Source organism: Priestia sp. RMT2NF4 (assembly GCF_047872835.1).
Classification (GTDB): domain Bacteria; phylum Bacillota; class Bacilli; order Bacillales; family Bacillaceae_H; genus Priestia; species Priestia zanthoxyli.
The window spans coordinates 1,173,878-1,186,917 of record NZ_JBLQZO010000001.1; the positions used below are offsets into that span (position 1 = coordinate 1,173,878).

16 protein-coding genes are annotated in these 13,040 nt (G+C 36.5%); 5 read left to right on the forward strand and 11 right to left on the reverse strand.

The window, feature by feature from the left end; all coding sequences use genetic code 11:
• Positions 1-4: 4 nt before the first annotated feature.
• Positions 5-565, reverse strand: a complete 561-nt coding sequence (locus ACMX9J_RS05980) for a copper resistance CopC family protein (protein WP_416225536.1) — start codon at positions 563-565, stop codon at positions 5-7.
• 288 nt (positions 566-853) lie between these two features.
• Between ACMX9J_RS05980 and ACMX9J_RS05985 the strand changes: the two genes are divergently transcribed.
• The gene (locus ACMX9J_RS05985; protein WP_033579458.1) at positions 854-1,123 is read left to right on the forward strand and encodes a CPCC family cysteine-rich protein; all 270 of its coding nucleotides are present in this window, start codon (positions 854-856) and stop codon (positions 1,121-1,123) included.
• 51 nt (positions 1,124-1,174) lie between these two features.
• On the opposite strand, the gene ACMX9J_RS05990 is transcribed toward ACMX9J_RS05985, so the two are convergent.
• The 3 genes from ACMX9J_RS05990 to ACMX9J_RS06000 form a co-directional block, all read right to left on the reverse strand.
• Positions 1,175-1,876, reverse strand: a complete 702-nt coding sequence (locus ACMX9J_RS05990) for a poly-gamma-glutamate hydrolase family protein (protein ID WP_416225537.1) — start codon at positions 1,874-1,876, stop codon at positions 1,175-1,177.
• Positions 1,877-2,427: 551 nt separating this feature from the next.
• Positions 2,428-2,601 carry a hypothetical protein gene (locus ACMX9J_RS05995; RefSeq protein ID WP_013057683.1) on the reverse strand — a complete coding sequence of 58 codons (174 nt, stop codon included), beginning with the start codon at positions 2,599-2,601 and terminating at the stop codon, positions 2,428-2,430.
• Positions 2,602-2,694: 93 nt separating this feature from the next.
• A complete protein-coding gene (locus tag ACMX9J_RS06000) occupies positions 2,695-2,976 on the reverse strand; it encodes a hypothetical protein (RefSeq protein ID WP_013057684.1) in 282 nt (93 codons plus the stop codon).
• A 192-nt stretch (positions 2,977-3,168) separates the two neighbouring features.
• Here ACMX9J_RS06000 and ACMX9J_RS06005 point away from each other — a divergent pair, with 192 nt between their 5' ends.
• Entirely contained in the window at positions 3,169-3,621 is a 453-nt protein-coding gene (locus ACMX9J_RS06005; RefSeq protein WP_028412796.1) for a Dps family protein, read from the forward strand.
• Positions 3,622-3,644: 23 nt separating this feature from the next.
• On the opposite strand, the gene ACMX9J_RS06010 is transcribed toward ACMX9J_RS06005, so the two are convergent.
• Entirely contained in the window at positions 3,645-4,196 is a 552-nt protein-coding gene (locus tag ACMX9J_RS06010; protein WP_033579460.1) for a hypothetical protein, read from the reverse strand.
• A gap of 208 nt (positions 4,197-4,404) precedes the next feature.
• Between ACMX9J_RS06010 and ACMX9J_RS06015 the strand changes: the two genes are divergently transcribed.
• Both ACMX9J_RS06015 and ACMX9J_RS06020 read left to right on the forward strand, forming a co-directional pair.
• The gene (locus tag ACMX9J_RS06015) at positions 4,405-5,037 is read left to right on the forward strand and encodes a spore coat protein (protein ID WP_033579461.1); all 633 of its coding nucleotides are present in this window, start codon (positions 4,405-4,407) and stop codon (positions 5,035-5,037) included.
• 668 nt (positions 5,038-5,705) lie between these two features.
• Positions 5,706-7,031: a hemolysin family protein gene (locus ACMX9J_RS06020; protein ID WP_047750563.1), complete on the forward strand. Its 1,326-nt coding sequence runs from the start codon at positions 5,706-5,708 to the stop codon at positions 7,029-7,031.
• Between the two features lie 29 nt (positions 7,032-7,060).
• Here the strand turns inward: ACMX9J_RS06020 and ACMX9J_RS06025 are convergent, their stop codons facing one another.
• The 5 genes from ACMX9J_RS06025 to ACMX9J_RS06045 all read right to left on the reverse strand — a co-directional run bounded on the left by ACMX9J_RS06025 (position 7,061) and on the right by ACMX9J_RS06045 (position 10,983).
• Positions 7,061-8,014 (reverse strand): sporulation protein, encoded by a 954-nt coding sequence (locus ACMX9J_RS06025; RefSeq protein WP_033579463.1) that lies wholly within the window; start codon positions 8,012-8,014, stop codon positions 7,061-7,063.
• Positions 8,015-8,071: 57 nt separating this feature from the next.
• A complete protein-coding gene (locus ACMX9J_RS06030) occupies positions 8,072-8,410 on the reverse strand; it encodes a hypothetical protein (RefSeq protein ID WP_416225538.1) in 339 nt (112 codons plus the stop codon).
• A 316-nt stretch (positions 8,411-8,726) separates the two neighbouring features.
• Positions 8,727-9,146 (reverse strand): CBS domain-containing protein, encoded by a 420-nt coding sequence (locus tag ACMX9J_RS06035; RefSeq protein WP_013057690.1) that lies wholly within the window; start codon positions 9,144-9,146, stop codon positions 8,727-8,729.
• A gap of 339 nt (positions 9,147-9,485) precedes the next feature.
• Positions 9,486-10,457: an alpha/beta hydrolase family esterase gene (locus tag ACMX9J_RS06040; protein WP_033580627.1), complete on the reverse strand. Its 972-nt coding sequence runs from the start codon at positions 10,455-10,457 to the stop codon at positions 9,486-9,488.
• 367 nt (positions 10,458-10,824) lie between these two features.
• Positions 10,825-10,983 (reverse strand): hypothetical protein, encoded by a 159-nt coding sequence (locus ACMX9J_RS06045; RefSeq protein ID WP_416225539.1) that lies wholly within the window; start codon positions 10,981-10,983, stop codon positions 10,825-10,827.
• 129 nt (positions 10,984-11,112) lie between these two features.
• Here ACMX9J_RS06045 and ACMX9J_RS06050 point away from each other — a divergent pair, with 129 nt between their 5' ends.
• Positions 11,113-12,657, forward strand: coding sequence for an FAD-dependent oxidoreductase (locus ACMX9J_RS06050; protein WP_028412790.1), 1,545 nt, complete (start codon positions 11,113-11,115; stop codon positions 12,655-12,657).
• A gap of 42 nt (positions 12,658-12,699) precedes the next feature.
• Here the strand turns inward: ACMX9J_RS06050 and ACMX9J_RS06055 are convergent, their stop codons facing one another.
• Positions 12,700-12,945 carry a hypothetical protein gene (locus ACMX9J_RS06055; protein ID WP_013057694.1) on the reverse strand — a complete coding sequence of 82 codons (246 nt, stop codon included), beginning with the start codon at positions 12,943-12,945 and terminating at the stop codon, positions 12,700-12,702.
• Between the last annotated feature and the right edge of the window lie 95 nt (positions 12,946-13,040).

A 13,040-nucleotide genomic window follows, 5' to 3' on the forward strand; every position in this document is an offset into this window, starting at 1 on the left:
CTTTTTAAGCCTTTTTCTTTCTGAAGATTAAGAGTAATGCGCCAACCACCACTACAATAGCAATAATCACGATAACAAAAAACGATGAAGAATCGTTGTTCTCTGTTTTTTCATCATTTGCTGCTGCACTTTTTTGGTGCTGTTCGGATTGCGTGGCGCCCTGCTTTTTTTCACTATCTTTTCCGGCTGCTTGAGTATTCTCTTCTTTCGCTTCATCTTTCACATCTACTTTAAAAGCAATCGAATCTTTCATTACATGACCATCTTCCCCTACAATTTCCCAGTTTACTGCGTAAGATCCGTTTTCAAGAGGCTGATCAACAGAAGCTATTAAATCATGCCCCTCTACTTTTTGCGATGCAAGTGAAATTTTTTGTCCATCTTTTGTAATGGTCACAGTACTGATTTTCTCGATGGGTGTTTCAAAGGTTAATTTAATTTCTTTTAGAGGAGCTGTAACAGTTGCACCATTTTCCGGTACTGTTGTTTGCACATGTGTATGAGCAAAACTAACTGTCGGGACAGCTAAAAAGCATGCTAAAAGTAAACCTATTATTTTTTTCATATTTATGACTCCCTATCTCTTTTTTCTTTTTTCATTCATCATATCCAAAAATGTTTTTATGTAGACGTTTCCGAACACGATCTATTTTCCTAGTAAGTGTACTCCTTTTTCACTCAATCTCACAAGAACTATCACCAATTCGTTATAAAATGTTCACAAATCCTAGGTAAGGTGCTGTTGTAATTTTTTTGAATATTCTTTCAGTTAACCTTTGAATATAGTAAAATAGTTAAATAAGATGGCTGACTTTTTTCTAGTTTAAAATCTCATACAGAAAGGATAGGAACAATGAAAAAGTATACGTGCCCTTGCTGTGGTTATCAATCGTTAGACAGTGATGGTGACTATGATATTTGTGAGATATGTTTTTGGGAAGACGATCCGTATCAAAAACTGAATGCCAATGAACTAGGAGCTAACTCTATTTCTTTAATAGAAGCTCAGCAAAATTTTATAGTTTATGGAGCATGTAATAAGGAAAGCTTACAGCATGTGAGAAAGCCTTCTGTTCAAGATGTAAAAGATTTTAACTGGAAACCTATTATAAGTCACGAGTAGCAAAAATAGTTTATAAAAAGAGAATGCTTGCGAAAGCATTCTTTTTTGGATTCAGTAAGAAGTGGTAACAAATGTAGAAAGCACATTTGTAAACTTATAAAAAGTTTGAGTTTTAGACGAAGCTCTTCCTTTTGAAGTGAATGAATGAAACATAGCACTTCGCAGCGGTTGGCTAATCTCTAATTGAATACTTTTGCCGGTACGATTTTTATTTGCAATATTTTTAGAGTTAATGCCTGCAATCTCATCGTGCCCTTTTGTAATCAGTTCCGCGGGAAATCCATTTTGATTTAATAATTGCGTTAATTTTTTTGCACGTTCCCGATCAGTTCCCCCCACAAAAATATGTTTTTCATTCCCAGAATACCCGTGAAGAGATAAAACATTATCATACATGCTTACCATCTTACGCGCTGTGGGCTCATCAAAATGAGTGCTTGTGAGGTGCAGATCTCGCGAGCCTTTCGATTTTAACGATTCGAATAGGTAAAGAGCATTTTGTTTGCTAAGCTCTTTGGCAATTTCGCTTGTCCCGCCTTCAATTCCTCCACCGTGTGGAGCAAAGATAAGGACAGGGCTTTTCGCTTCTTTAGTCGTCACTTTATAGCTAGCTGAAGACTCGTGCTGTGAGAGCTGCTTGAAATTTTGATATTTATCAGTTGATGCACTAGATGTGTCTTGAAAAGGTGAAATGAATAAAACGAATAGACAGATACATAAGGTAGAGAAACTTACTAAACGATAGCTTTTCAATTTGTACTCCCGCTTTCTATTATGCAATAAGACCTAAAACATTAGAATCCTAAAAAAACCAAAAATAATATTTTAGTAGTCTTATTTACTTATCTTTTAAAAATACAATTTATTTAACAGTTCTTAATACCTATTTATACTATTTAAAAAAACTTCAGCGCATATCCACTGAAGTTTTTTACTTTTTTGTTTTTATTTATTTAAAGCAAGCGCCAAACTAATTTTATCCAGCCAAAGAAGGCGATCCATAAAGGTATGCTCAAAGATGTTCCCCACGCTAAACCAATTAAGAAGTTTCCTCTTTCAATCATACAAACCACTCCTTATGAACATTGTAGGTGAACAAGTACAATTCTATACCTTTACTATAACAGAAAGCGCTTTCATTCAACAGTCACTTACACGTTTTTAGTGCTATATTCATACAGAAAACCGAATTTCAAATAGATAAAGGGCGATATATAAGAAAATGAATAATTACAAGGTGTAAAAGTATAATAATCTACTAAAAAAAAGAAACCTTCTTTGAAGGCTTCTTTTCTAGGTGTTTTTTATTGTTCGCCGCTGCGCTGCAAGCGATTCTCAATAAATAGGCGCTCAACAAATTTATTTAGCTGGGCTTGATACAAACGGCGCTCATCTAGCGTTTTTGCGTCTTGTATTTGCTGTTTAAAGCGTTTGATTTGCTGTCTTTGTTCAACCGTTACATGATGAGAAAGAAGCATAGGTCCCCCTCCATTTCACTAACGTTTGAATTAAGTAAACCAAGGTTTACCAAAACAAACAACAAACCTGTTAGCTTCTCTTACATAAATTTTTTACTCAGCTTCTTTAGCTCCAACTAATGCTAAACCTGGGCCGTACGGCGTTGTATGGACATCTAACATTAATTCATTTGTATAAGGCACAATAGAAGCTTCCATTGCTACTTGTACTCCGTCGACTTCATACATTTCATCATTTTCAAAAGGCTCTTCAAAAGCTAACCCAATGTTAGGGATTTCACAGCTAATTCCTTTGAAATACAAGCGAATTCCTGTTATCTCCTGCTCTTCAAGTATATTGTTAATTAATTGTTTTGCTTCTGGTGTAATATGCATGACTACCCCTTCTTCCTTTCAATACTCTTGCTCTATCCTATCATATCTTTAGAGTTTTTAAAGAGAATAACTGCAATTTAAAAGCATTCTGATTATTATTTAATAATAATTATAAATAAGTATTGATTTTAATTTGATATTTGATATAATATAAACATAAGATAACAACAACTCATTAGGAGGCTATTAACTATGAATTTAGAAAACGTATTGAACCAACAAATTGCCGATTTTAACGTATTATATACAAAGCTACATCGCTTTCACTGGTATGTAAAAGGGCCTCAATTTTTTACGCTTCATGAAAAATTTGAAGAATTCTATAATGAGACGGCGGACTATATAGATGAATATGCAGAACGATTACTAGCCATTGGAGGAAGCCCAATTGCTACGATGAAGCAATTTTTACAAGCAGCTACTCTTTCTGAAGATGGGAATGAGCAAACGAGTGAAGAAATGGTAGAAACCTTAATTAATGACTATACGCTACTTGTTAAAAACCTAAAGAATGCAGTTGAAAAAGCTGAAGCAGCACATGATCACGTAACAGCTGACTTATTCATTGGAACAATTGGCAACATTGAAAAACATATTTGGATGCTAAAAGCTGCTTTACCTGTAAAAACATCCGTACATGCATAAAAAGAGCCCAATCGGCTCTTTTTTTACGTTTGTTGATTTCCTTTTTTTTGTTTTTGCAGCCACATAAAAAAAGACATATCATCGTAAATGTCATCTTCTAGCACAGCCTTATAGACATGATCACTCGTATAGTAGCGATTATATCCGCTTTGCTGCTTGAAAAATAAAATACATTCCCGCTTCTTTTCAGTGAGAAGTGATTTTAATAATACTTGTTTCTCAACTTTGCCCTTCACGATATTTTCTGGAAGCACGGAAATATCAAGCTTCCACTCTTCACCCTTCTGAATCATATACACACTCCACTGATACTTACCTTTTTCATTAGCAAATATCATCTTATAAGGTTGAAAACGCTTTGTAAGCTGATACCCCATGTGAAAAATAGATTCTTCATCCATTTCATCATTTCCTACGTAAAAATTAATGATGCGATTTGTCATGACATTTAACTCAAAACTCTCCCCTGAGAGCGGGCAACCGTACTCTCTTAACAAATTAAATAAACGGTTGGATACCACCAGTTGATTTGCTTCATGTTTTAATTCACTTGAGTATGACAGCAGCTCATTCATGTTTTTTGATTCCCCTATCTATAGATCGTGAATTGTTATTGATATTCGCTTTTTTTTTATAAAACCCTTTCACTTTTACCCTTTAATTAACTAACTAGAGGTAAATTAAGTTATGTAGAGCAACATTTTATGAATAAATCAAGTTTGAGTATAAAACTTGAAGAAGTTTAAAGACTATAGTCGATACCGATTTTAAGGAGGACTTAGTATGAATAATCACGAACTTCCTACAAACATGCAAACTGGAGCTATCCCCCCTCAATTGAACCATGGAGGGCATGAGCTATTTGACGTTCATGAAACACTTGCCGGCTCGATCAATGTAATGGATCAGTTTATGATGTTTAGGCAATATGTAAAAGAACAAGAGCTGCTTGATATTATTGATCGGCAATATCAGTTTATTTTAAATGAATATAATTTAATCGTAGAAGCTTTTTCTACTGGCCAAAAGCCGGCCGGTTCTACACATGTATATAACATGAAACAGTCTCATACCTTTGTTTATGGCTTAAAGCCTTCGCAGCCTAAAAAGCCGAATCAGTCCGTTGAGGAAATTAATGAAAAAGGAATTTCAGGTCATATGCTGGGTCTAGTCAAGTCTCAAGCATCTCTTTTAACTATGACAGCTTTAGAAATAACTAATCCTGTTGTTCGCCGAATATTCGGAGACAGTGTTCCTAATTGGATTGAAATGGCTTATGAAATTTCTCTTTATCAAAACAAACATCATTATTATCAAGTGCCGCAGCTTGCAAAAGAAGATATGCAGCAAATGATCACAAGTTTCGCAAAAGCTACTGCCTCTCCTCAGATGCCTAATAACCATAAACTGCATTAATTACAAAGAGGCTGGGGCAAACGTATTTTAATTAAAGGAAGATCCGAACGATTCATCGTTCGGATCTTTTCATTAGTATGGTGAATATAGGTTATGTTTAGAGTTGATTCTAGCTGTTGATTGGAGGGAAAGGCGAAGACTCCTGCGGGAAGTGAAGTCATGCACGGAAATCAACAGCGGTGGAACAAGCGATCCATACTCGACCATTTATCCAATTTGTTCCCCTTTAGATTCGATTGATATAGCTGTGTCTCAATCTCTTTTGCGTATATATTTCAGAAAATGACAAAAAACTATGCATTTTGGATTATTTTCTGAATATTTGTAGTATTTTGATTAATTATGTATTATAATACAGTTAACTAATAGAAAGGAGTGAGAGATGCATCATATATACTCGGATTACAGTTAAAGGAGGTGTCATAACACGCTCGCAATACGTTTGCTAAAAGTCAGTTGAACTGTAGAACCGATATGTGATAGACCATGATGGTAAAGTTAAGATTAATTCCCCTAAATGAACATGTAACATAATAAACTGCTTCTTTTTCTTTTTAAAGATAGAAGCAGTTTTTTTATGTGCGTTTTTCTTTTCCCGATTTAATACATGTTTTCTCCACTTTGGCTAACACTTAAGATATACATTTACATACAAGGTGGTGACTTTGATGATCGCCGTAAAATTACTATTAGTCGCAGTTTTGATTGCATTAACTGCTTTTTTTGTAGCGACAGAATTCGCTATTGTAAAAGTAAGGAGTTCAAAAATCAATCAGCTTCTAGAAGAAGGAAATAAAAAAGCCGTATCTGCCAAACATGTTATTACGCATTTAGATGAATATCTATCCGCTTGTCAGCTTGGTATCACCATCACGGCTCTCGGGCTTGGTTGGCTTGGTGAACCGACGCTAGATCGGTTGCTTCATCCTCTTTTTACTACCTTCCATACGAATGAGCCGCTTGCTGGTATTTTATCTTTTGTCATTGCATTTGTTGTTATTACCTTTTTACATGTTGTCTTAGGAGAATTAGCTCCTAAAACGTTTGCTATTCAAATGGCTGAACAAATTACGCTGAACTTTGCAAAACCGATTATCGTGTTTTACAAACTTATGTATCCGTTCATTAAAATATTAAACGGCTCAGCTCGTATGTTGACCAAGATGTTTGGTATAACGATGATTTCGGAAAATGAAGCTGCTCATAGTGAAGAAGAACTTCGCATTTTGTTATCTGAAAGCTTTGAAGGCGGTGAAATTAATCAGTCCGAATATCGATATATGAGCAAAATTTTTGATTTTGATGACCGTTTAGCTAAAGAAGTAATGGTCCCGCGAACGGAAATTGTAAGTGCTTCTAAAGATGACGTGGTAGAGGTTTTTTTGCAAATTGCAAATGTCGAAAAATATACCCGCTATCCAATTGTTGAAGATGGAGATAAAGATAAGATAATTGGTCTCGTTAATATTAAAGAAATTTATAATGATATTGTATTTAACGAAAAAGACGGCACCAATACGTTAGAATCATATGTCAAGCCTATTTTTAAAGTAATTGAAACCGTACCTATTCATGACTTGCTCGTAAAGATGCAAAAAGAACGCATTCAAATGGCTATTCTTTTTGATGAGTATGGTGGAACCGCGGGGCTTGTGACAGTAGAAGACATTATTGAAGAAATTGTGGGAGAAATTCGAGATGAGTTTGACACGGACGAAATTCCTTATGTACAAAAAATTAAAGACGATCACTATATTCTTGACGGAAAAATGCTCATTAGCCAAGTAAATGATTTACTCGGCACGGATATTAGCGACGAAGAAGTAGATACCATTGCCGGGTGGGTGTTAACCGAAAAGTTTGATGTGACCAAAAATGATATCATTCAGCATGAGCAATTTTACTTTAAAGTTTTGATTATAGAAGATTTTCACATTAAGTATATAGAAGTAAAAAAAAGAAAGAAGAAAGAAAAAAAGGATGATCATCATTAATCATCCTTTTTAGTTATTCAAAATCCCTTTTACCAATCGTCTCCTCCATCAAAAAAGTCCCCATCCAACAGATCCTCCCCGGCTTCTTCAATATCTTCTCCAATTTCACCAAGCGCCGAGTCTTCAAACATATCATCGATCAAATTCTCAATGAGCAGCCCGCCTAACATACCGGCTGCAAAGCCTCCCATTGCTCCTCCTAACCCGCTCATACGTGGATGATGTGAATGCTGATCATAGTGAGAAGGCTTATAATATTCATAGTCTCGAGGATTTTCCATCATCTCTTCCATCGCTTCTTCCAGCAAACGAGCGATAGTGGATGGATGGCTTAGTTCATCATTTGTAAAAAAGAGTTCGTTTTTTATTTCCCTCTCCCGGCCGAAAGAAGGCAAATCTAGCTCCAATAACACGCGTATACCTTCTCGTTCAATGGCTACCTCAAACTCAACCTCATTTACATATCCCTTTAAGAAGTCTGTAGGAAAAAATGCAAATTCTTGTTTGTATCCGTTAAATTTTCCTGAATGGTGTTTTTCTCTAAACCCAAGTGCTTCAAAGCCCTCTACTAGCTGATATAAGCTTTTTGGTGCTTTAATGCGCACAGGGTCCCGGTCTGTTGAGTCAACTCCCCCTTCAATATCTAAGTGTGTCTTAAAGAAATAGCTAACGTTGCTCGCAGAGATTGGAAGATCCAAAGGTAAATGATATGTAAATGGAATTTCCTTTTTCTCACCTTCATTAATTGTAAATGAAGAAGCTGCGCGCAGGCTTTCCACACGATGTGTATGCATTTGACCGCTTTTCATTTGAACTTCAAGCCAAAATTCAACATCAATTAAATTAATATGTTGCTGAACGTTTCCGCCTTGGATGACAATAGCTCCTTCAATGACATGACCGAGCGTATAGGCTGTTTCATTTAATCGTAAATCTACTTTGGCAGCTCCAACTCCCATTTTAGCAAACATTTTTTTAAACATTTTTTTCCTCCTCCAAAATGCTCTTACTATATATACGAAGTATACCGTTTATAAGTTTCAACTTACAAAAAAAGAACTCAATTTCTTGAGTTCTTTCTGTTGCTTCAAAGCTCCGGTATTAAAAAACCCAGCCCCAGCAGCAGTTACGTCTTTTGCAGCAATGACGTTTTTTACAACCGCCGTGATGACAGCCACTGTGGTGACCATCGTGATGCCCTCCATCGTGGTTACCGCCGTGATGTCCGCCGTGGTTGCCGTCATGCCCTCCACCGTGGTTACCGCCATGATGTCCGCCGTGGTTGCCGCCATGACCCCCACCGTGGTTACCGCCATGATCGCCACCGTGACCCCCGCCATGATGACATTTTTTATGACCTGAACGATGATCATCATCATGTTTAGGACAATGATCGTTATGCTTATAATCGTTATGACAGCATTTTCCTTCGTGGCTACTTCTTGGATCATAACCAGAAGTTTTGTAATAATACTGATTAGAACACCAGCAACACTTCTTTTTGTTGTTGTAACTCACATAAACCATCCTTATCTATAAATAAGATTTATATAGGCAATTTTATACCTATATATAAATAGATTATGTAAACTAGTACAAGGAAGTGCATTGCTGTGGGCCATGACCTAAGCCTGTTTTTAGGAGTATGTACGGGGAAGATAAGACAAGAAAAAAAGCCATCTCTAGATGGCTTTTTTATATTTGATTTTTCACTTTACTTGCGCTTTCTGCATAAAACTCTAGAATTTCTCTTCTTCTCACAATTCCAATAAATACGCCTTGATCATCCGTTACAGGCACAAAATTTTGGTCAATTGCCTTTGAAAGGATGTTTTGAACTTCATCATATATAGCAACTGGGTTATAATCTTGATAGCGGTCAATCTCTGTTAATTTAATATTTTCCGTATCTTGAAAGCGATAGTCTCCTAGGCTTTTTAACTTCCAAAGAAGATCTCCTTCAGTAAGAACGCCCACATATTTACCATCATCATCAACCAGTGGAACTGTAGAATAGCGATGATACTCCATTTTTTCAAGAGCCTGTCTTAATGTGGATTGAATATTTAATGTTACAACATCACTTTTTGGTACTAAGAAAAATGCAATATTCATTTTTTAATCTCCTTTTCCTTACCCGCTCATCTTACAATTTCTATTTATTTGTTCAGTTTTCGGCTTATTTTAATGTTTTAATCATACAAAATGCAGCTCGCAGTTATCTTACATTTACAACTATAAGCTGTCAATCCTAAGCTATGTAATTTCGGCTTCATATTTCTTTATTACAGTACCCGTTTTCTAAATAATCAAATCCTAATTTTTAGAAAAAACCGTCTAGTTAAAATGATTGCTCCTGCAGCTGCTGCTTTATACTAATAAGGGCCGGAAGAGCTACTTTCAGCTCTTCTTCTCTGCGATAAGACCGCAACTGAACCTCATTATATGCTCTGTTTATACTTTTTGACTCATGAAAAAGTCCCACATGATTCGGCTAGCATTGGGGCCTTTAGGATCCGTATAGCTGCCCGCTGAATTCCCTCCTGACCATGCATGCCCCATTCCATTGATAATATATTTATCAATAGCCAATTCTCCCTTACTGCTTTCGTAGCGATACGTTGTATAATCCCGTCCAAAGAGGATTTTTTCTTCTCTCGTTTTAACCGGGCTATTCTGAATCCATCCATCTATTTTTCCGTTATAAGCAAGATTATTCGTTGTAATCCACTGGTGAACCACTTGATCTGCATTGGCTACATTTACCGTCGAATCGGCGTTACCATGAAATACAATGAGCGGCAGTGGCTTTGCCCGTTTTCCCATTTGCTGATAAGCAATTCTTCCTTGTTTAACGGGGGAAGGACCTTTACTGGCCATGACGGAATACGCATTAAATACGTTAAGAGCCGCCTGATATTCGATACCTGCTGACACACCTATGCCAGCAAACAGTTCTGGATACGTTACCCCCATGACGATGCTCATGGCTCCTCCTGCTGACAGACCGGCAACAAACACTTTATTTTTCTGAATAAAGTGCATGTTTTGGACTTTTTTTACAATCCCTGCAATAATCGCTGGCTCGCCAAATCCTCTAATTTGATGAAGCGGTTCAAACCAGTTCCAGCATTTATTCATATTTGAGTTAGAAGACTGCTGTGGATATACGACAATAAATTCCTTTTCGTCGGCGAGCTCATTCATTTGCGTGCCTATCGCAAAATCATCTGCATTTTGTGTACATCCATGCAGCATAACCATTAGTGGGTAAGATTTCAAAATATGATAGGATTTAGGTAAATAAACCTTGAATTTTTTTCCTTTATGAGTATATGTTTTAAATGATTCAGATGACGCTTCTTGTTGTTCACTTGAAGACACGAGCGTTGACGTATTTATAACATTAGGTAGTGAACCCAACATGGTACCCCTCCTCTTTTTGTCAACGTTTTCATTTTTCTTCCCAATTACGTCCTGTATTACAATACTACATATTATTTCGTTTTTTTGCACGTTCTACATACTCTAAGAGTACAACTTGTTTTGGTTTTAAGCCGTTTTTTATATTCTTTAAAATTGGGATTTTTTTGCTATATATATACTTTATTACTATATATGAAAATTGTCACTATAATCATGAAAAAAGGACAAACATGCCGTTTGCCCTTTTATTTGGACCTTGATGTTTACATACCTTTTGCCGAATTAAGCATCTATACTTTTATTATATGATGCTCCCTATCATTTATATGAATTTATTGCTCTGCATGTTTAAATCTGTAGCCTTTTATTATTTCATGCTCTGCTTTTTATTCACCAATTCTATAGGAGCAAATGACAAGGTCCAGGTGTGGAAGCCACGTTGAAAAAGAAGCGTCTTGAATAGCAAATGTTTTGGGTTAACCTCTTCTTTGTTCGCAACATTCATACAAAGGCTGATTGTAATCACTCTTTTCCCCTCCTTTTTTTTTAAACAGGTATAGCCAAGAGGTGCTATTAGAGTAGATTCCTTTATTTTGCATACATTTTTTTAGAAAACTATGGTAAAAATAAGACTTATCATATGGAGGTGAATAAATTGGCAAATATCCCAAAGGATACTGAGCCCTACTGGCGCGATCATTTAAAGTTTCCAACATACCCATCTCTTTCAGAAAATCGAAAAGTTGATGTTGTAGTAGTAGGAGGCGGTATTAGCGGTATTACAACGGCTTATTTATTACAAAAAGAAGGACTGAACGTGGCGTTAATTGAAGCTGATAATATTTTAAATGGTACAACCGGTCACACAACAGCAAAGATTACAGCTCAGCATGACGTTATCTACGATGAACTGCTTTCACACATTGGCGAAGAAAAAACGCTGCTGTATTATAAAGCAAACGAACAAGCTCTGCAGTTTATGAAAAACTTAATTCAAACGGAAAACATTGACTGTGATTTTTCAGTACAAGATGCTTACTTATACGGAGAAACGCTGGAGTTTGACCATCGAGTTCGTAAAGAATTTCGAGCCTATCAGCGATTACATATTCCATGTGAATTTGCAACAGAGCTTCCTTTTAGTTTTGATATTAGAGCAGCAGCTATTATGAAAGATCAAGCTCAGTTTCATCCGTTAAAATATCTGCTTCATTTAGTAAAAAAATTCACAGAAAGCGGTGGATTGATTTTTGAAAACACCGTAGCAACGGATGTAGAAGAAAGCACGTCGCCCACCGTTGTCACAAGAGACGGACATCGCATTTCTTGCAAATATGTAGTGGCGTGTTCACACTTTCCATTTTATGATGGAGCGGGCTTTTACTATACGCGCATGTATGCCAAACGTTCGTATGTGTTAGCAGCAAAAGTTGAACAAGCTTACCCTGGAGGCATGTATTTAAGTGCTGATCAGCCTACTCATTCGCTGCGTTCAACAAAAGTTGACGGAGAAGAACTCATCTTAATTGGCGGAGAAGGCCACAAAGCTGGACAAGGAATTAATACTATGTTCCACTATGAGTCCCTTCAGAGGTTCGCCGAAGAAAATTTTACTGTCCAACATTTTCGTTATAAATGGTCTGCACAAGATTTATTTACGCTTGATAAAATTCCATATATCGGGCCCCTTAAAGAAAGCAAGCCAAATATCTTTATTGCTACCGGATTTAAAAAATGGGGCATGACTCATAGCACCATTGCAGCACATATTATCCGGGATGCAATAACCGGGAAAGACAACCCATATGCAGAGTTGTATAATCCGTCTCGTTTTTATGCGGACCCTAGCCTTAAGCATTTCTTTCGTCAAAATCTTGATGTGGCTGAACACTTTATTACCGGTAAGTTTTCAATGCCTGAAAAAGGACTCGATCAGCTTCAAAATGATGAAGGGTCGGTCGTATATGTAAACAGCAAACGTACGGGGGCGTATAAAGATCCTCAAGGGAAGCTTCACTGCGTCGATACTACATGCACGCACTTAGGATGTGAAGTAAATTGGAACGCCGGTGACCGCACGTGGGACTGTCCTTGTCACGGTTCTCGTTTTTCTTACGACGGATCTGTGGTAGAAGGCCCTGCTAAAAAGCCGCTTACACCAGTGGATGTCAATTCAAGCGATAAAAAAAGCACGCCGTAGGGCATGCTTTTTTTATCATTATCAATGGATTCACATTTGAATTTACTCTTTACATCCTTCTTTTCTAAAGTATCGATTATACACTAAAACCATTGCATAAATGACTAAAAAAGAAAACGTAAAGATAATTAACCTTCCAGATTCAGGGACATGATCAAGATAGTCTGTTTCAAAAAACATAACAAACATCAAAAATGGCAATAGAAACAAAAACCAAATAAAATCTCGATCCATAAACATTTTTATAAAAAATAAAATGGCCCCGATGTAGACAATCATCAAAAACATAATCATTCACCAAATTCTATTTAATACTAGAGGTGTTGTAATGATTATATCGGATTTCTCCGGCGAAATATAGAGTCATTGGTTTTAATTTTATA